Annotated in this window: 14 protein-coding genes; all 14 read left to right on the top strand. The window is 38.3% G+C overall.

The annotated features are described in order from the left end of the window. The 14 genes from JNUCC23_RS07820 (at position 1) to spoIIGA (ending at position 19,237) form a co-directional block, all read left to right on the top strand. Positions 1-2,193: a penicillin-binding protein gene (locus JNUCC23_RS07820; RefSeq protein WP_454215123.1), complete on the top strand. Its 2,193-nt coding sequence runs from the start codon at positions 1-3 to the stop codon at positions 2,191-2,193. Between the two features lie 335 nt (positions 2,194-2,528). Then, positions 2,529-4,454, top strand: a complete 1,926-nt coding sequence (locus tag JNUCC23_RS07825) for a stage V sporulation protein D (protein ID WP_403073186.1) — start codon at positions 2,529-2,531, stop codon at positions 4,452-4,454. Positions 4,455-4,627: 173 nt separating this feature from the next. Continuing rightward, positions 4,628-6,094: a UDP-N-acetylmuramoyl-L-alanyl-D-glutamate--2,6-diaminopimelate ligase gene (locus JNUCC23_RS07830; protein ID WP_403073188.1), complete on the top strand. Its 1,467-nt coding sequence runs from the start codon at positions 4,628-4,630 to the stop codon at positions 6,092-6,094. Positions 6,095-6,457: 363 nt separating this feature from the next. Continuing rightward, the gene (mraY, locus tag JNUCC23_RS07835; protein ID WP_062181425.1) at positions 6,458-7,435 is read left to right on the top strand and encodes a phospho-N-acetylmuramoyl-pentapeptide-transferase; all 978 of its coding nucleotides are present in this window, start codon (positions 6,458-6,460) and stop codon (positions 7,433-7,435) included. After that, positions 7,436-8,788 carry a UDP-N-acetylmuramoyl-L-alanine--D-glutamate ligase gene (gene murD / locus JNUCC23_RS07840; RefSeq protein WP_403073191.1) on the top strand — a complete coding sequence of 451 codons (1,353 nt, stop codon included), beginning with the start codon at positions 7,436-7,438 and terminating at the stop codon, positions 8,786-8,788. Between the two features lie 334 nt (positions 8,789-9,122). Further along, complete coding sequence (gene spoVE, locus JNUCC23_RS07845) at positions 9,123-10,232, top strand: stage V sporulation protein E (RefSeq protein WP_403073193.1); 1,110 nt, start codon at positions 9,123-9,125, stop codon at positions 10,230-10,232. A gap of 731 nt (positions 10,233-10,963) precedes the next feature. Continuing rightward, positions 10,964-11,872, top strand: a complete 909-nt coding sequence (gene murB, locus JNUCC23_RS07850; RefSeq protein WP_454215126.1) for a UDP-N-acetylmuramate dehydrogenase — start codon at positions 10,964-10,966, stop codon at positions 11,870-11,872. A 149-nt stretch (positions 11,873-12,021) separates the two neighbouring features. Next, positions 12,022-12,822, top strand: coding sequence for a cell division protein FtsQ/DivIB (locus JNUCC23_RS07855; RefSeq protein ID WP_403073195.1), 801 nt, complete (start codon positions 12,022-12,024; stop codon positions 12,820-12,822). Next, positions 12,809-13,507: a DUF881 domain-containing protein gene (locus JNUCC23_RS07860; RefSeq protein WP_253722484.1), complete on the top strand. Its 699-nt coding sequence runs from the start codon at positions 12,809-12,811 to the stop codon at positions 13,505-13,507. The genes JNUCC23_RS07855 and JNUCC23_RS07860 overlap by 14 nt, the downstream gene beginning before the upstream one ends. Positions 13,508-13,535: 28 nt before the next feature. Beyond that, on the top strand, positions 13,536-14,258 hold the full coding sequence (locus tag JNUCC23_RS07865; RefSeq protein ID WP_454216005.1) for a DUF881 domain-containing protein: 723 nt from the start codon (positions 13,536-13,538) through the stop codon (positions 14,256-14,258). 15 nt (positions 14,259-14,273) lie between these two features. Continuing rightward, positions 14,274-14,636 carry a small basic family protein gene (locus JNUCC23_RS07870; RefSeq protein ID WP_062181404.1) on the top strand — a complete coding sequence of 121 codons (363 nt, stop codon included), beginning with the start codon at positions 14,274-14,276 and terminating at the stop codon, positions 14,634-14,636. Positions 14,637-14,980: 344 nt separating this feature from the next. Then, the gene (gene ftsA, locus JNUCC23_RS07875) at positions 14,981-16,273 is read left to right on the top strand and encodes a cell division protein FtsA (protein WP_403073200.1); all 1,293 of its coding nucleotides are present in this window, start codon (positions 14,981-14,983) and stop codon (positions 16,271-16,273) included. A gap of 41 nt (positions 16,274-16,314) precedes the next feature. Then, positions 16,315-17,478 (top strand): cell division protein FtsZ, encoded by a 1,164-nt coding sequence (ftsZ, locus tag JNUCC23_RS07880; RefSeq protein ID WP_062181398.1) that lies wholly within the window; start codon positions 16,315-16,317, stop codon positions 17,476-17,478. A gap of 832 nt (positions 17,479-18,310) precedes the next feature. Then, on the top strand, positions 18,311-19,237 hold the full coding sequence (spoIIGA, locus tag JNUCC23_RS07885) for a sigma-E processing peptidase SpoIIGA (protein ID WP_454215129.1): 927 nt from the start codon (positions 18,311-18,313) through the stop codon (positions 19,235-19,237). Positions 19,238-19,276: the final 39 nt, after the last annotated feature.

Below are 19,276 nucleotides of genomic sequence, written 5' to 3' on the forward strand. Positions count from 1 at the left end.
ATGAAGCAAAAAAATATGAAGCTTGGAGCAGCGTTTTTATTCGTAGTATTCGGGCTGCTCTTTTTTGCGTTACTTGCCCGTTTTTTCTATATTGAGGCTACAGGACAAGCTGGTGGAGAAGTTCTAGCAGCAAAAATGGAAAAAAAATACGAAAAACAACGGGTGCTTGAAGCGAAAAGAGGCAGCATTCTAGATACAAATGGAGAAGTCATTGCGGAAGATACGGCTTCATACACTCTATTTGCCGTATTGGACGAAAAGATGAAACCCAATTATGTGGTTGATCCGAAACGAACTGCCAAAGAATTAGCTAAAGTAATTGATATGGATGAAGCAGGTATATACGCTCTACTTTCAAAAGATAAGAAACAAGTGGAATTCGGAAATGCCGGCAAAGATATTTCCTACGAGGTTAAATCAAAAATTGAGAAATTGAAGCTCCCTGGAATTGCATTTAGTCGAGAAAATAAACGTTTTTATCCAAATGGAGTGTTTGCTTCCCATTTAATTGGCTATATTGAAAAAGATGAAAAGTCAAATGAAATGATTGGTAAGATGGGGATTGAAAAATTCTTAAATAAAGAATTAAAGGAAACAGATGGAAAGCTAACGTTTGATGGTGATAGATGGGGCTTCTCATTGCCTAATAGTAAAGAAAATGTAATAGCTCCAGTGAATGGTACAAATGTTTCTTTAACAATTGATAAAAAGATTCAGACCTTTTTAGAGGATTCGATGTCTAAAGTACAGGAAAAGTATGACCCAGAACAAATCATTGGAATCGTGTCCAACCCGAAAACAGGTGAAATTTTAGCGATGGGTCAAAGGCCGACCTTTCATCCGAAAACGAGAGAAGGACTGACAGATACGTGGAGAAACCTCGCGATCGAGGAGCCTTATGAACCTGGTTCAACGATGAAGATATTTACCTTAGCGGCAGCGGTTGAGGAAGGTGTATTTAACCCTAATGACACCTTTGTTTCAGGAAGTTATAACATAAAAGGAACGAAACCTATTAATGACCATAGCGGAATGCCTAGCGGGGAAAAGATGTCATTTCTGGAAGGGATTCAACGTTCCTCTAACGTTGGAGTTGTTACGATTGCGATGGACCTCCTTGGAGAAGATAAACTTCGTGATTATCTTACAAAGTTTGGTTTAGATCGTCTTACTGGAATTGATTTACCTTTTGAAAAAACTGGTACGATTCAGTACAAATATAAACGTGATAAAGCAATGACTTCTGTTGGACAAGCGTCTTCGATGACTGCTATTCAGCAAATTCAAGCGGCGTCTGCTATAGCTAATGATGGAAAAATGATGGCACCTTATGTGATTAAAAAGCTGAGTGATCCAAATACGAACGAAACCATAAAAAAAACCAATCCAACTATGGCAGGTCAGCCGATATCAGCTGAAACTGCGAAAAAGGTTCGTGAGTATTTAGGTACTGTCCTTACTGCAGAACATGGGACAGGAAAAAAATACAAAATTGATGGCTATGAAGTAGCTGGAAAAACAGGGACTGCTCAATTTAGCACAGGTGATGGTATATCGAGAGGTGGAGGAAACTATATTTTTTCTTTTTTAGGAATGGCACCACTTGATGATCCGGAACTGGTTGTGTATGTCGCGATAAAAAAACCAAAACTGAAAGCCGGTGAAGTTGGGTCAGACCCAGTAGCCGAAATCTTTAACCCAGTTATGAAAAGCAGTCTGCAATATTTAAATATTGAACCAGCTAATATTCCGAATCAAACCTCAGAGAAAATTAGCGATTATACGGATCGACCTGTGAAGTCTGCAGTGGAAAGTCTTAAAAAATCGGGATACGAAGTCGTTACGATTGGAAAAGGTACTACGGTTATAAATCAGGCGCCAAAAGCTGGAACTATTTTACTAGAAGGTGAAAAGATCATCCTCCGAACGGAAGGAGCTATGCTTGCCCCAGATTTAACTGGTTGGTCTTTAAGAGACGTCATGAAGCTGGCGAATATTGCGAAATTGAAATTAAATGCTGCAGGAAACGGGTATGTCGAGAGTCAGAACTTTAAAGTAGGCGCCGTTATGAAAGAGGCAGATTATTTCCTCGTAAACTTGAAAAAGCCTGGAGATATTGTTCAAGAAGAAATGGAATCTAAAGATAAAGAAGAAATGGAATCTAAAGATAAAGAAGACGAAGTGGTTGATTAAAGGGTAAGGATGAGGATTTCCTCATCCTTTCTTTTTTTGTATGAAGGACATGGGGCAGGTCTGCGCAACTTACTAATATAGCTAAACCATTTATCGGGTATACTGGTTTTATTTAGAAAGGAACAAAAATTCTGGCTCCGCACCGCCAACATTGTGATTATGTGAGTGTAGCGTACTTAATGGTATATTCTTCATAATAATTGGTGGTGTTTTAACACCAATCGGTTTTTGTATTAAAACTAGTATTCTTAAATCCAGCACCTTCATTTTGTTCTAGTTATTTCTTGAACAACATATAACTTGTACAAGCAGGATGAAAATGGAGGTGCCTTTTTGTGCGTGTTTCAAATGTAACGGTAAGAAAACGGTTGGCAATCTTCTTGCTTATTGGGCTTACGGTCTTTACGATCATTGTTATTCGATTAGGAATTGTTCAATTTTATCTTGGAGAGAAATTAACGGGACTTGCTGAAGATTCTTGGAGCAGAAATATTACTTTTGAACCCATGCGAGGGCAAATTCTCGATCGGAATGGTGTCCCATTGGCAACGAATATCTCGGCTCCGACGGTATATGTCATTCCAAGGCAGGTTGTCAATCCTGCTGAGACAGCAGAACAACTTGCTTCCGTGTTGGACATGGACAAAGAAAAAGCATATAAACTAATTACAAAACATACTTCGAGCGAAAGAATTCCCGAAGGAAGAAAAATCTCTCATGAAAAAGCAAAAAAAGTGAAAGCTCTAGGTCTAAAAGGGGTATACATTGCCGAAGATTCGAAGCGATATTATCCATTTGGTGAATACTTATCCCATGTGCTCGGATTCACCGGAGCTGATAATCAAGGATTAATGGGAATTGAGCTTTCCTATGATAAAGAATTAAGCGGTGAAAAAGGGTATGTGAAATTATACACCGATGCAAAGGGGAAAAAATTAGAAAATATGGCGGATGACTTTAGTGCGCCCGTAAATGGTGATGATCTGAAATTGACAATAGACAACAGGATTCAAACGATTATTGAAAGGGAGCTAGATCTTGCTGAAGCGACTTATAATCCAGATGGTATCATTGCCATTGCAATGAACCCAAACAACGGGGAAATTCTAGCGATGTCAAGCAGACCGACATTTGATCCTGCCAACTTTCAAAATGTGAAAAGTGAAGTTTATAACCGAAATCTTCCTGTGTGGAGTTCTTATGAGCCGGGTTCAACTTTCAAGATTATTACTCTTGCCGCAGCATTGGAGGAAGGGAAGGTTGACCTTGAGAAGGATACGTTCTATGATCCAGGATACATCGAAGTGGCGGGAACAAAGCTTCATTGTTGGAAAAGAGGCGGACACGGATCGCAAACGTACATGGAAGTCGTTCAGAATTCATGTAACCCTGGTTTTGTGGAGCTAGGAATGCGGCTTGGGAAAGACAAACTTTTTCAATATATTAGTGATTTCGGTTTTGGGCAAAAGACAGGGATTGACCTTCAAGGTGAAGGGACAGGAATCCTGTTCGATATCGATAGGGTAGGTCCTCTTGAACAGGCCACTACCGCGTTTGGACAAGGTGTATCAGTCACTCCAATTCAACAGGTAGCGGCTGTAGCCGCAGCGGTAAATGGCGGTACATTATATACCCCTTACATCGCTAAAGAAATGGTTGATTCACAAACAGGTGAGACAATCATGCGAAAATCGCCCCAAGCGAAAAGGAAGGTTATTTCTGAAGAAACTTCGGCAAAAATCCGTGGGGCACTGGAGGCTGTTGTAGCAAAGGGAAGTGGTACTGGGGCATATGTAGATTCATATCGTGTTGGTGGAAAGACCGGTACTGCGCAAAAAGCGGAGAATGGACGTTATTTAGAGAATAACTATATCGTTTCATTCATCGGCTTTGCACCAGCGGATCATCCTGAAATTGTCGTTTATGTAGCGGTCGATAACCCGAAAGGAACTGTTCAATTTGGTGGGGTAGTAGCTGCACCTATCGTAGGAAATATTATGGAGGATGCACTGCGGACAATGGGTGTGAAGCCACGCGATACACAAATTGAAAAGAAAACGAAATGGGACGATCCTGTTATGGTTGAATTACCGGATGTAGTAGGATTAACTGCAAAGGAATTGCAAACACAACTTATCGGCAAAGTGAATCTAGATGTAAGCGGGGATGGGACTATGGTAGTAAAACAATCTCCAGAAGCAGGTGTGAAAGTAAAAGAAGGGTCAACAATTAGAATTTATCTTGGCGAAAGTTCAGAATAAGTATAGAATAATAAAGAAACAAATCAAGCGGCTGGGTTAATTTCAGCCGCGGTTTTTTTACGCAGTGAAAGGATTGTTCATGTCTGTATTACATAAGGACTAATCCTAACCTCGACAGATTGATTGCATTACATTATAATTATGCCTTTAAATAGGCAGAGAGGAATGGAAAAATGAGACTTCAAGCGATACTTTCAACCTTACATTCTTTGACTTTGTTTGAAGGGGAAAATCCTGAAATAACCTCCATTGAACATGATACAAGACAAGTAAAAGAGGGCAGTTTATTTGTTTGTGTGAAAGGTTATACAGTGGATGGCCATGACTTTGCAGAAAAAGCAGTCGAACTAGGTGCAGCCGCTATTTTAGCTGAGAAACCAATGAATGTAGGAGTTCCAGTGTATGTCGTTCGTGATACCAAACGAGCTATGGCAGTCGTTGCCGATGCCTTTTACAATCATCCTACCCAAAAGCTTAAACTAATTGGTATAACAGGAACAAATGGCAAGACAACAACGAGTCATTTGCTTGAAAAAATCTTTCAGGATGAGCATGTGGCAACAGGTTTAATCGGAACGATGTACACGAAAATTGGCGACAAAAAAGCTGACACAAAAAATACGACACCAGACAGCATTACGTTACAACAAATTTTTCATCAGATGACGCAAGTTCAAGTGGATACAGCCATTATGGAAGTATCTTCTCATGCATTGGAACTTGGAAGGGTTCATGGCTGTGATTATGATATTGCCGTATTTACGAATCTTACCCAAGATCATCTTGATTTTCATGGAACGATGGAACGATATAAGTTTGCAAAATCCTTGTTTTTCTCACAGCTTGGCAATGCTTACCTAGATAATCGACCAAAATACGCGGTGTTGAATGCAGATGATGAGGCGACAGAAGATTTCATCAAGGCAACGGCTGCACATATTCTTACATATGGAATTGATCAAGAAGCAGATATTATGGCTAAGAATATTTCAATCCATTCTAGTGGAACTCAATTTACATTAGTAACAGCTGGAAGAGAGCAATCCGTGAACCTAAAGCTAATTGGTAAATTCAGCGTCTATAATGTTCTTGCTGCCATAGGGGCTTCTTTATGTGCTGGAGTAAAACTTGATTCAATTATACGGTCACTTGAATCTGTTCAAGGAGTGGCTGGCCGCTTTGAGCTTGTCCAGGGAGGTCAGGATTTTGCGGTAATTGTCGATTATGCCCATACGCCAGACAGTCTTGAAAATGTCTTGAAAACAGTGCGTGAATTTGCACATAAGAAAATATTTGTTGTCGTGGGTTGTGGTGGGGATCGTGATAAAACAAAACGGCCAATCATGGCGAAAATTGCATCAGAGTGGGCGACAGACCCTATTTTCACTTCCGATAATCCTAGAAGTGAGAATCCAACACAAATTTTGCGAGATATGGAAAAGGGAGTTCATGAGAAGAATTATCAGGTTATCCAAGACCGTAAAGAAGCGATAGATTATGCAATCTCTATTGCAACAAGTGGAGATGTTATATTAATCGCTGGAAAAGGACATGAAACTTATCAAATTATAGGTGATCAAGTGCTTGACTTCGATGATAGATTGGTCGCGAAAGAATCGATTTTACGAAATAGGAAGTAATTAGGGTTAGTTTGCGTATACTAAAAAAAGAGTGGGATTTATTTCCTTTAACCTAGATAACTATATGTTATTTCAACCAATTTTGATGTCTAGCGAAAACTTCTACTCATAAGCCAAGCAATATCAAGGATTAGAGGAATCGAAGAGGCATAGGTGGGGGGGAAGCCCCCCACACTGATTGAGTTTCACTCTATTATACGTACTATAAAAAACAGAAAGAGATGGAATTTTGAAAAATGATTATTATGAAAAGTAATATAAGTATTCTGAATAAAACATCTGAAACATATTATGGAATGGATGAAATAACGGCAGTGGAATTTATAAATTGTAATACTGCATTAGGAATGAGGGAATAGATTCATGTTAGAACAAGTAATTTTTTATACAATATTGACAGGGTTTTTAATTACAGTTCTTCTATCACCAATTTTTATCCCTTTCTTACGTAGGCTCAAATTTGGACAAAGCATTCGGGAAGAAGGACCTAAATCTCATCAGAAAAAATCTGGGACACCGACAATGGGCGGCTTGGTCATTTTACTTGCTGTTGCGATTACAACATTGACAATGGTATTTAAATTTTCTGAACCATCTATAGAAATTTATTTATTGTTGTTAGTTATGATTGGTTTTGGCCTTTTAGGTTTCCTTGACGATTTTATAAAAGTGGTAATGAAACGTAATCTGGGCTTGACATCACGTCAAAAGCTAGTTGGACAAATTATCATATCCGTCATTTTTTATCTAATCTATCGCAAGACAGATGCTTTCGTACCTGAAATTGCTATTCCAGGAACCGACTTGGCGTTAAATGTAGGTTGGTTTTATATCATCATTGTGATTTTCTGGTTGGTTGGTTTTTCAAATGCTGTTAATTTAACAGATGGCTTGGATGGACTTGTCTCAGGAACGTCTGCGATTGCTTTTGGTGCATTTGCTGTGTTAGCCTGGTACCAATCACAATACGATGTCGCGATTTTTTCTGTATCCGTAGTAGGGGCCGTTCTTGGATTCCTTGTATTCAATGCCCATCCTGCAAAAGTGTTTATGGGAGATACCGGATCTTTGGCATTAGGTGGCGCTGTTGCTGCCATCGCACTGTTAACAAATCTAGAGCTACTATTGGTTATTGTCGGCGGGGTATTTGTCATTGAAACACTATCTGTTATTTTACAGGTTGCCTCCTTTAAAACGACAGGAAAACGGATTTTTAAAATGAGTCCTTTGCATCACCATTATGAATTGGTTGGCTGGTCCGAGTGGAGAGTTGTCGTTACATTTTGGTCGGTCGGCTTATTATTTGCTATTTTAGGAATCTATTTAGAGGTGTGGTTATAAGTGAAAGAGACTACAAGTTATTTAAGGAAAAAAATATTAGTGTTGGGATTAGCGAAAAGTGGAGTAACCGCAGCATCCCTTTTACATAAATTAGGTGCTTTTGTTACAGTCAATGATATGAAGCCATTATCAGAGAATCCAGAAGCACAAGGCTTACTGGAACAAGGGATCAAAGTGGTTTGTGGAAGTCATCCGATTGAATTACTTGATGAAGGCTTTGAACTCATTGTGAAAAATCCAGGGATCCCTTATCGAAATCCGCTTGTTAAGGGCGCAATTGAAAGAGACATTCCAGTCATCACGGAAGTTGAATTGGCCTATCATGTAAGTGAAGCGCCATTTGTTGCGATAACGGGAACGAATGGAAAAACAACAACTACGACGCTTATCTTTGAAATGCTCAAAGAGGGTGGAAAGTTGCCGTTGATCGCTGGGAATATCGGTACGGTTGCTTCAGGTGTGGCAGAAAATGCAACAGCTGATGAAACGATTGTGATTGAATTATCATCATTCCAATTGATGGGGATTGATAGATTTAAGCCAGAAATCGCAGTTGTAACCAATATTTATGATGCTCACCTTGATTACCATGATTCAAGACAGGAGTACATTGAAGCGAAAACGGCGGTTATGAAAAATCAAATCGGCAGTGATTATTTTATCTATAATGCGAATCAAGAAGAAACGATGAATATGGCAAAGAATTCTTTGGCAGAGCTTGTTCCATTTTCAATAACTAACAAGCATGAAAATGGAGTGTATATTGAAGGTAATGCCGTATATTTCCGCGGTGAGCGTATTGTTAATGTTTCAGATATTCGTCTACCTGGAAAGCATAATTTAGAAAATATACTCGCGGCTGTAGCAGTTGCAAAACTTAAAAATGTCAAGAACGAAGCAATCCAGCATGTTCTTCAAACCTTCCAAGGAGTTACACATAGAACTCAATATGTAGCAACGATTGAGGGAAGAATGTTTTATAATGACTCTAAAGCAACGAATATTTTAGCGGCTCAAATGGCACTATCATCATTTGATGTTCCGGTTATTTTGCTTGCTGGAGGACTTGATCGAGGCAATGAATTTGATGAACTAAAACCATATTTAAAGCATGTAAAAGCTGTTATTACATTTGGTGAAACGGCAGAGAAAATTGAACGAGTTGCACGTGATGTAGGAATATCTATTGTAAAACATGTCGATAATGTAGAGAAAGCCGTACCAGCAGCGTATGAAGTTTCAAAAGAAGGGGATTGTATCCTACTTTCACCTGCATGTGCAAGCTGGGATCAGTATAAAAGTTTCGAAATAAGAGGAGACATGTTTATGGAGGCAGTGCATAAACTGAAATAAGAGCTTCTTATCAGAACACTGAGCTTGCATAATGGAGAATGATTTTTGCTTCTCTTGTTTGAATGACATCTTTTAAAAAAAGTGATAGAGTAAAACTCCTATTATTTGGAGTATAGTTTATACTCAACGGATGGTTAATCTCATTCTAGTATCGCGAATCTTGATTAACGCTATGAACCCGATTGATTGAACTAAACCTCCACTTAAGCTTCGGTACGATTACAGTCCGATAATAAGGGGGAAACGTACTTATCACTTTTTTTGACTTATTATGCTTAAATTAGCGTGATAAGAATAGAAGGCTCGTACAGGCTCTAATACGTACTAGAGGTGTATGACAGTGCCGTTGAAAAAATCAAATCCGGATTTTATTTTAATTATTGTTACTTTAAGTCTGCTGGCGATTGGGTTAATCATGGTGTATAGTGCTAGTGCGATATGGGCTGCTTACAAGTTTGAGGGAGACTCGTTCTACTTTGCAAAACGACAGCTTCTATTTGCTGGAGTTGGGGTCGTCTGCATGTTCCTCATCATGAATGTTGATTATTGGACATGGAGAACATGGGCAAAGCTCATTGTTATCGTTTGTTTTGTTTTGCTGCTCGCTGTTTTAGTCCCTGGTATAGGTGTAGAGCGAAATGGTTCACGAAGCTGGATTGGTGTTGGTGCATTTTCGATTCAGCCATCAGAGTTTATGAAATTAGCCATGATTGCATTTTTAGCGAAATTTTTATCAGAACGGCAAAAGTTCATTACCTCCTTCAAGAAGGGATTAATGCCTTCGTTGGGACTTGTGTTTTTAGCGTTTGGCCTAATCATGTTACAGCCTGATCTTGGGACAGGTACAGTCATGGTAGGAACTTGTGTTGTTATGATTTTTATTTCAGGGGCAAGGGTGATACATTTTGCTTGGCTCGGTTTACTTGGAGTAGCGGGCTTTGTGGCTCTCATTGCTTCGGCACCTTATCGAATAAAGCGAATTACCTCTTTTCTAGATCCTTGGGCAGACCCGCAAAATAGTGGCTTTCAAATGATTCAGTCCTTTTATGCAATCGGTCCTGGCGGATTGTTTGGACTTGGACTTGGACAAAGCCGACAAAAGTTTTTCTACTTACCTGAACCGCAAACGGATTTTATTTTTGCCATAATTTCAGAAGAACTTGGGTTTATAGGTGGGACATTGGTGATTTTATTATTTGCGTTGCTTTTGTGGAGAGGGGTCCGGATTGCGTTAGGAGCTCCAGATCTATATGGGAGTCTTGTTGCAGTCGGAATCATTGCAATGGTAGCAATTCAGGTGATGATTAATATCGGAGTCGTGACAGGGCTAATGCCTGTAACTGGAATAACACTTCCGTTACTAAGTTATGGCGGATCATCTTTAACCTTGATGCTAATAGCAATAGGAGTGTTATTAAACATAAGTAGATATTCAAGGTATTAAAAATCAAAGCATTGCCTCCTATTGATGATTTGAATGGACGGTAACACTGTCATATCTAACTATATGTCAAGGTGAATAGGAATTGCCTGAAGAATGAGGAATCTCTTTCTATGGGCAATTCCTATTTTGAATCATAAGGGCGTAGTATGTGTTCTGTACTAGATAGGAATAAGAACTATCGAGAAATAGTTATGCATCACCCGATCATGTATCTGCAACACCATAAGGTCAAAAATTTCCTACCCTCTGAAAAAATAGTACTAATTTCTTTTTCGAGCGTACATAAGCCTGTTTAATCTGTATACTAAGTACAAACTTTTATACATTCAAAATTGTGTTATGGGTCTTTAGGATTATTTTTGAAAAGTGTTTGCATATTCCTTATTTAATTCAAATATTACCAAGTTGTTTCTGGATTAAAAACCAGTGTTTATTGTGGTAATGAAAGGGTGTTTAGACTATAGTATAAGAGGGTAAAAGCTGACAGTGCTTTGTTTTCTATATCTTAGAAAAAAATTACTAGGAAATTTAGTGAAAAAAGATCATTGATATTCACCGTTTCTATACATATAATATGCGATGTCTCATCAGAATTTATTCCGTATTAACGGGCAGTAAACCCCTCACTGATTGAAGTTTCACTTTATAGAGAGGCGATCGGATTATTCAAATCGAACCGTTCAAACTTTTATAGCATACAATGGAAGAACTTGAAATGAAGGAGGATTATGATGAAAGAAGTAATAGAGAAATTAAACCAGATAGAAGTAGGTAAGGTGCGTGAAAACGAACCACTTGCAAACCATACAACAATGAAAGTTGGCGGTCCGGCAGAGATTTTCATTGAGCCATCGTCCCTTGAAAATTTAGAAAAAGCGATGGAGATCATAAAGGAACATAACATCGAGTGGCGAGCAATAGGTCGTGGATCAAATCTGCTCGTCTCAGATCAAGGTATAAAAGGTGCTGTTATTAAATTAGGTAAGGGATTAGACTCATTAGAAATAGAGGGTACTGATATCACAGCAGGGGCAGGTTTCTCACTTGTAAGTCTGTCTGTACAATTTAGCAGGAAAGGACTTTCAGGTTTAGAATTCGCGAGTGGAATACCTGGTTCAGTTGGTGGCGCTGTGTATATGAATGCTGGTGCCCATGGTTCAGATATTTCTAAAGTATTAAAAAAAGCATATATTCTGTTTGCTGATGGAACACTACAATGGTTATCGGCAGCAGAAATGGAATTCTCCTATCGAACCTCGATCCTTCAAAAAAAACGACCGGGCATTGTTTTATCGGCTGTTTTTCAATTAAAGTCAGGCAACCGGGAGGAAATTGTTGCTGCAATGCAGAACAATAAAAATTATAGAAAAGAAACGCAGCCATATGATTTGCCTTGTGCAGGAAGCATCTTCCGTAATCCGCTGCCACATTATGCTGGCCAGCTTGTTCAGGACGCTGGATTAAAAGGACATGCAATTGGTGGAGCAAAAATTTCTGAAATGCATGGGAATTTTATTGTCAATACAGGTGAAGGTAGTGCAAAGGATGTGTTAGCTTTAATCCAGCATGTAAAAGATACTGTATACGGAAAATTTGGGGTTAAACTTGAAACAGAAGTCGAAATTATTGGTCGAAAATAACTTCTGTAGTATACGAATCATGCTTAATCGTGTGCTATAAAAATATCCTGAAATAATCTCATTCGTATTATTATGAGATCTTATTCCTGCCAATTGGCAGCAGGCGGATTACAGCATAGTCCATTTGTTTTCAGGAAGAGGTGAGGGAGATGGAAAAAGGAAAAATTGTTTCCATTGAAGATCGTATCCCAAAATTAAAGAAGCTTAGAAAAAGAAAAGCGAATAGAAGGTTGATTCTATTGCTATCATTCTTTTTTATTCTAATTGCTAGTGTTTTGTATTTTCTTTCTCCACTTAGCTATATTAAAGAAATTAAGGTAAGGGGGAATCAATATTTATCATCAGATCAAATTATTACGTTAAGTGGCTTAACAATTGATACTAACATTTGGAAAGTTAACAAAAGTGAAATGATAAAAAAAATGAAAGAAAGTCAAGAGGAAATTGAGTCTGTTAGCGTTTCAACACAATTTCCAAATTCAGTGTTGCTCACGATAACCGAATTTGAAAGAATCGCTTACCTTTCAAAAAACAGTCGATTTTATCCAATCATGGAAAACGGCAAGATCCTGACCAAGCTTGAACGCGGAGAAATTCCAGTTTTCGCGCCTGTGCTGATTGATTTTACTGAAGGTGATGCATTAAACCTATTATTGGATGAATTGAAAGAATTGCCTGAAGAAATTCGAAACTCAATTTCTGAAATTCGTAAGGAACCTACCAAAACGGACGCCTATCATATAACGTTGTTTATGAATGATGGGTTTGAAGTGAGTGCGACTAGCAGAACCTTATCTAAGAAAATGATACATTACCCTTCGATTGTTGCTCAATTAGATCCAAATATAAAAGGGGTCATTAATCTTGAAGTGGGCTCTTTCTTTAAAGCTTATAATACCCCTAATCTAACGGAAGAGATTGATGGGGAGAAACAAGATGAAAATCATTAAAGGTAGAAAAGTCATCCTTTCCATTGTGAGTCTTGTCCTTGGGTTTATGGTTGCTTTTTCCTATAATCTAACAAAGCAAAAACAGAGGGAAGCAAACCTAGTAAATCAAACGTGGGATCGAGAATATGAGCTTAGAGAACAGCTAATCGAACAAGAAAAAGTGAACAGGAAACTCAGTCAGGAATTACGGAAAAAGCAGGCACAAGTAACAGATATTGAAAAAGACCTTTCAAAAGAAAAGGAATCCTCGTTTAAACTTGCAAAAGAAGCTAAGAAATATCGGATGTTTCTAGGGAAGATTAAAGTGAAAGGACCAGGACTTACCGTGACGCTTGCAGACGGTATGACTGGAAAAGTAGATGATAATATAAATGATTACCTAGTTCATGAACAGCATGTTTTTAAGGTCATTAATGAATTGTACATATCAGGTGCAGCTGCGGTGGCTGTTAACGGACAGAGGCTGAATCATAATTCTTATATTGTTTGCAATGGTCCTGTAATTACTGTGGACGGACAGCAGTATCCTGCACCTTTTGTGATCACGGCAATTGGGGATACTAACGTGTTGGAGGCTTCACTTAACTTAGCTGGAGGAGTCAAAGATCAATTAGTGAATGAAAATATCATATTCACGATATTGAAGCAAAATGAAGTGGAAATGGAACCGGTATTTAGTAGCTAAGAAAATTCACCGTACCAAAGAAAGCTTGGTGACACTTTTGAAAAAAAGGAATAAAATCGCCTTTACTTTAATTGCGGTGATCATTGGATTTATGGTAGCCATTCAATATAAAACGATTAAAGAACCATCCATCAAGCAGGTAAGGGATACGCGTGATTCCTACGAGCTTAGAAGCGGTATATTAAAGGAACAGAAAGTCCAAACTGAATTGGTTCAGGAAATCAGTAATTTAGAAGAAAAGCTTGCTCAATACGATACAACAAGAAGTCAGAGTAAGGAGCAAATTCTAAGTGAAACGTTGGAAGAGCTCAAAAGCGAAGCAGGAATGACTGAAGTGAGTGGAAAAGGAATTATTTTAACCATTAAACCAATTGAGGAAAACATTCTATTAGGTGAGAACATTCCGAATGCTTCTCCTGAGCTTTTAAAACGGCTGCTAAATGAGTTATACCTATACGACGCAAAAGAGATTTCGATAAATGGGCAGAGGATTATTACTACATCTGTTATTCGAGATATTAATGGACAAACAAAGATTGATGGCAAGAGTGTATCCAGGGATTCAATTGAAGTAAGGGTACTTGCAAAAGACGCCAAGAAACTTAAAGAAAGGATTCAGGTTTCTCCGACAATAGATAATTTTTATGTGGATAATTATGAGGTTACTATTTCTAACCCATTGGACAAAGTAACGCTACCTTCTTATCAAAACTCATTAAATATTCAATATATGGAACCCATTGATGAATAGGAGGACAAATAACCTATGTGGCTTCCTATTTTTGGCCTTTTAGTAGGCATCACTTTAGGCCTTTTAACAGATATCAAAATTTCCGCTGAATATGCGAATTATTTGTCGATCGCGATTCTTGCAGCATTAGATACTTTAGTTGGTGGAATTAGGGCGCATTTACAAAATATCTATGATGAAAAAGTTTTTGTATCTGGATTTTTCTTTAATATCATCTTGGCTGCAAGTTTAGCTTTTCTAGGCGTACATCTTGGTGTAGACTTATATTTAGCTGCTGTTTTTGCATTTGGTGTAAGATTGTTTCAAAATATAGCAGTTATACGACGCGTAATGTTAACAAAATGGTCCCTTTTTAAAGAAAAAACAGAAAAAAATTAGTGTTTTTTTAAAGGAAATATGTTATGCATGACGAATATTGTTAAGAAGTGTATCGTTTATGAAACAGATGACATGACATGTGCAACTCGAATTTGTTTAACACATGTACGATTCTGCTTTGAAAAATAGACAGACTATCCAAAGGGAAAACGATTCTTTGGTAGCTATATCACTACAAGTGCGTGTTCAAAAAGGAGGATAAAAAGAGCCGAGAAGTTCGCAAGCTTTTTTACCGGAGTTTTTGAACAACCTCTACAATATGGTTATGAAGGATAGAAAGAACATTTGTATTACCTACTGTTGTTTTTTAGAAAAATGTTAAAACTTGAAGGAGGTGCCATGGAATGAACAGCAATGAAATTTACGTAAGTCTCGACATCGGTACATCCAGTATTAAAGTAATCATTGGTGAAATGGTTAACGATACATTAAACATAATCGGTGTAGGAAATGTAAAATCAGAAGGATTAAAAAAAGGGTCAATCGTAGATATAGATGAAACCGTTCAATCTATTCAGCGAGCCGTTGAACAGGCAGAACGAATGATTGGGATGGAAATCAATAAGGTAATAGTCGGTATAAGCGGTAATCATGTAATGTTACAACCTTGCCATGGCGTTGTCGCAGTTTCAAGTGATAATAAGGAGATAACCATTGCGGATGTTGTAAGGGTTAGAGAGGCAGCCGAATTGATTACGATTCCTTCTGACAGGGAGATTGTCGATATTATCCCAGTTCATTATAAAGTGGACGAGCTTGATGAGATTAGCGATCCAAGAGGCATGATTGGTGTTCGATTGGAAATGAGAGGGATATTAATCACAGGTATGCGCACGATTTTACATAATTCATTAAGATGTGTAGAAAGAGCAGGCTTGGAGATTACAGATATTGCGCTTCAACCACTTGCTGCGGGCTCTCTTGTGCTATCAAAAGATGAAAAAGAACTTGGTGTTGCGCTTCTCGATATTGGCGGTGGTTCAACAACACTTGCTGTTTTCGAACAAGGGTATTTGAAACATACATCTGTGATACCAATTGGCGGAGAGACGATTACTAAAGACCTATCTATCGTATTACGTACAACAACAGATGATGCAGAGAAAATCAAAGTTAAACATGGGCATGCTTTTTATGATGATGCATCAGAAGAAGATGTGTTCAATATACCTATTATCGGTAGCGACCAGCACCAACCTTGCAATCAGCTGATGTTATCTGACATAATCGAAGCAAGGATGACAGAAATATTTGAACTTGTTCAAAACGAATTAAATAGAATTGGCGAGAGTGATCTTGCAGGAGGATTTGTATTGACTGGCGGCGTTGTAAAGATGCCAGGAGTTTTAGAACTTGCTCAATATATTTTCCAAAACCGAGTGAGGACAGCTGAACCGAATTATATTGGTGTTCGTGAACCTCAATATACAACAGCTGTTGGATTAATTAAACATGCTTGTAAAAAGGCAAGAACACAAAAAAATAATCAAGCTCCTGTAGCTGCAAGTCCAGCTTACGAAAATCGGGAACAGACTCAAAAAATGCAGCAGCCTCAACCGAAAGAACGAGTGGAGAAACCTCGGACCGAAAAAGGTGAATCTAAATTCAAAAAGATCCTTGGTTACTTTTTTGAATAGACAGGAAATTATCGGAATATCGTCAAATTAGGAGGATTATCATGTTAGAGTTTGATTCTAATCTAGAAACATTAGCTACTATAAAAGTCATCGGTGTAGGCGGGGGCGGTAACAATGCCGTAAACCGTATGATTGAGCACGGGGTCCAGGGGGTAGAGTTTATTTCTGTTAACACAGATGCGCAAGCTCTAAATCTATCAAAAGCAGAAATTAAAATGCAAATCGGGGGTAAACTTACTCGTGGATTAGGTGCAGGTGCAAATCCAGAAGTAGGTAAAAAAGCGGCTGAAGAAAGCAAAGAACAAATTGAAGAAGCGTTAAAAGGCGCGGATATGGTATTTGTAACGGCAGGAATGGGTGGTGGTACGGGTACTGGTGCAGCGCCTGTTATCGCTCAAATTGCAAAGGACTTAGGAGCGTTGACTGTAGGTGTTGTTACACGTCCCTTCACATTTGAAGGACGCAAACGTTCGACACAGGCTCAGGGTGGAATAGGTGCAATGAAGGAATCGGTCGATACGCTAATTGTTATTCCAAATGATCGATTACTTGAAATCGTTGATAAAAGTACGCCAATGCTTGAAGCATTCCGTGAAGCTGATAATGTCCTTAGGCAAGGTGTTCAAGGGATCTCTGATTTGATTGCGGTTCCTGGGTTAATTAACTTGGACTTTGCAGATGTTAAGACGATTATGTCTAATAAAGGTTCTGCGCTCATGGGAATTGGTATTTCTTCTGGTGAAAACCGTGCAACTGAAGCAGCAAAAAAAGCCATCTCAAGTCCACTTCTTGAAACATCTATCGACGGTGCTCAAGGGGTCTTAATGAACATTACTGGCGGAACGAACTTAAGTTTATTTGAAGTTCAAGAGGCAGCGGACATTGTTGCAAGTGCTTCTGATCAAGAGGTAAATATGATTTTCGGTTCTGTTATTAACGAAAACTTTAAAGACGAAATTGTCGTAACAGTGATCGCTACAGGCTTTAATGATGCGGAAGAGATTAAACCTGTATCGTCAAGACCTTCTTTTGGACAAGTGCGACCTTCATCACCAACTTCAACTACTGGAGTTAAACGTGAAGTAAAAAGGGAAGAACATGTCGAGCAGCAACAACAACAACAACAGCCTGTTCGTAATTCTAATCAAGCAGAAGAAGCATTGGATATCCCAACCTTTCTACGTAACCGTAATAAACGACGCTAATTTGTTGAGTTATAAAATTTAACAGGTTAAAAGAGCATGTTCAAAAAGAAGGATAAAAGAGCCGAGAATTTCAAGAAGAGACAGAGCTTTGATGCAATTCGTAAGCTTTTTTACCGGACTTTTTGAACACCCTTTATAATAAGACTCTTTTCTACAGAATAAAGAGAGGATGCCCATTAAGGCTCTATCCTCGCACTCTATACACATAAACTGTGTATAGATGATGTGAGGTCTAACCTTTTTGATATGGGGCATCCTCTTTTTTTGCGTGCTTATCCATTCCTTTTTGAAAATTGGGAGTTTCACTTTATCGAATTCCCTGATTCAATGACAACTAAGGTAAGAATGTTACGTTGTTTAATCATTATTTGTGTCACTCACTTTTTTTAGTAGATAACGTTTTACTTTGTAGCCTGTATGCTCTAAGTAGCGCTCCTTGTCCCGTTTCCTCCACTAACAAAGATCATCAGCGAACCATCTTCCCTTGATTTTTTCTACAAAAAAGCAGAAAAACTCCTAAAATATCCAGTCATAATGTGACACACTTTCTGATGCAAGGTACGATATACTTTTTGCTAACAGAAGGTGTGCAAGCTATTCTGTAAAATGATAAAAATTATTATGATTTTTTCGGTCTTGTTTTAACAAGACGCGTTCCCTTTTCTTGTGAGAAAGAAGATATTCATTAACAAATTCTGGTTGTTGTACAAGTAGCCGAACTCCTGCATGGTCCAGCTCAACCTGATTGATGGGGTAGAAGAGTACCCTTTACAGGTTTACGCAGGACGTGCTGACTTCTGAGTTTGCGCAATTCTAAAAGGGTGGTGTATATTTGACGCTCTATTTGGATGTTATCTGGTTATTGAATTGGTTGTTTGATTGTCTTTTGCTTTACTGGACTGCGATTTTGTTAAAGCGGAGAGTTCCTTTCTGGAGAGTTCTTGCGGGGGGGTTCCTTGGTTCTCTCATTATTGTCTTATCTTTTACTTCATATCATTTGTTTGCTGATAGAGTGTTAGTAAAACTATTATTCTCCATTTTCATGATTTTAACAGTGTTTGGTTTTGGCAGGTTTAAAGTTTTCGTGAAAAATTTGGCTGCGTTGTATTTCGTTACTTTCTTGTCTGGAGGTATTTTGCTCGGTCTCCATTATTTATTTGAATACAAGGTTTTATCTGGACAGCACACTATGTATAAAGGGATTAATCAATTCGGTGACCCAGTCAGTTGGATATTTGTTATGATTGGATTCCCGCTGGCATGGCAATTCTCAAGGAGGACTTTAGAATCGATAGAAATGACGAAGATTAACCATCAACAATTAGTTAAAGTTACGGTGAAAATTGATGATTTCATTTGTTCAGTTGAAGGTTTTATTGATAGTGGAAATCAGCTGTATGATCCAATTTCGCAGTCTCCAGTCATGATTTTATCACTAAAAGGCCGAGAAAATATGATTCCAAAAGATATGGTAGCACTTTTTGAAAATCCAGATATTCTACTTAATGACGTGGGAGGCACTCAGTATACGTGGGCGGATCGATTACGAATTATTCCAAGTAAAGTTGTTGGAAATGATCACCAGTTGTTGACTGCGATTAAATCCGACTGGATTGAAATTATTCAAAATAAAGATATTTTTCGCGTGAAAACTGGACTAGTCTCTTTTACCTTCCAAACGTTATCGGCAGATGGAAAATTTGACTGCATTGTCCATCCGAAAATGGTAACGGGTATTCCAGTCCAAGCCGTTTCATGAGAAGGGATATATAAAACATACTCACATTTGTAGAAAATA

Source organism: Peribacillus sp. JNUCC 23 (genome assembly GCF_053653995.1).

What these genes read in the sequence shown, in the direction of transcription:
- murB (WP_454215126.1), top strand. Translation starts at nt 10,964, where the DNA reads ATGAAAGAAGTAATAGAGAAATTAAACCAGATAGAAGTAGGTAAGGTG.
- JNUCC23_RS07870 (WP_062181404.1), top strand. Translation starts at nt 14,274, where the DNA reads ATGTGGCTTCCTATTTTTGGCCTTTTAGTAGGCATCACTTTAGGCCTT.
- ftsA (WP_403073200.1), top strand. Translation starts at nt 14,981, where the DNA reads ATGAACAGCAATGAAATTTACGTAAGTCTCGACATCGGTACATCCAGT.
- JNUCC23_RS07860 (WP_253722484.1), top strand. Translation starts at nt 12,809, where the DNA reads ATGAAAATCATTAAAGGTAGAAAAGTCATCCTTTCCATTGTGAGTCTT.
- JNUCC23_RS07830 (WP_403073188.1), top strand. Translation starts at nt 4,628, where the DNA reads ATGAGACTTCAAGCGATACTTTCAACCTTACATTCTTTGACTTTGTTT.
- ftsZ (WP_062181398.1), top strand. Translation starts at nt 16,315, where the DNA reads ATGTTAGAGTTTGATTCTAATCTAGAAACATTAGCTACTATAAAAGTC.
- JNUCC23_RS07820 (WP_454215123.1), top strand. Translation starts at nt 1, where the DNA reads ATGAAGCAAAAAAATATGAAGCTTGGAGCAGCGTTTTTATTCGTAGTA.
- mraY (WP_062181425.1), top strand. Translation starts at nt 6,458, where the DNA reads ATGTTAGAACAAGTAATTTTTTATACAATATTGACAGGGTTTTTAATT.
- spoVE (WP_403073193.1), top strand. Translation starts at nt 9,123, where the DNA reads ATGACAGTGCCGTTGAAAAAATCAAATCCGGATTTTATTTTAATTATT.
- JNUCC23_RS07855 (WP_403073195.1), top strand. Translation starts at nt 12,022, where the DNA reads ATGGAAAAAGGAAAAATTGTTTCCATTGAAGATCGTATCCCAAAATTA.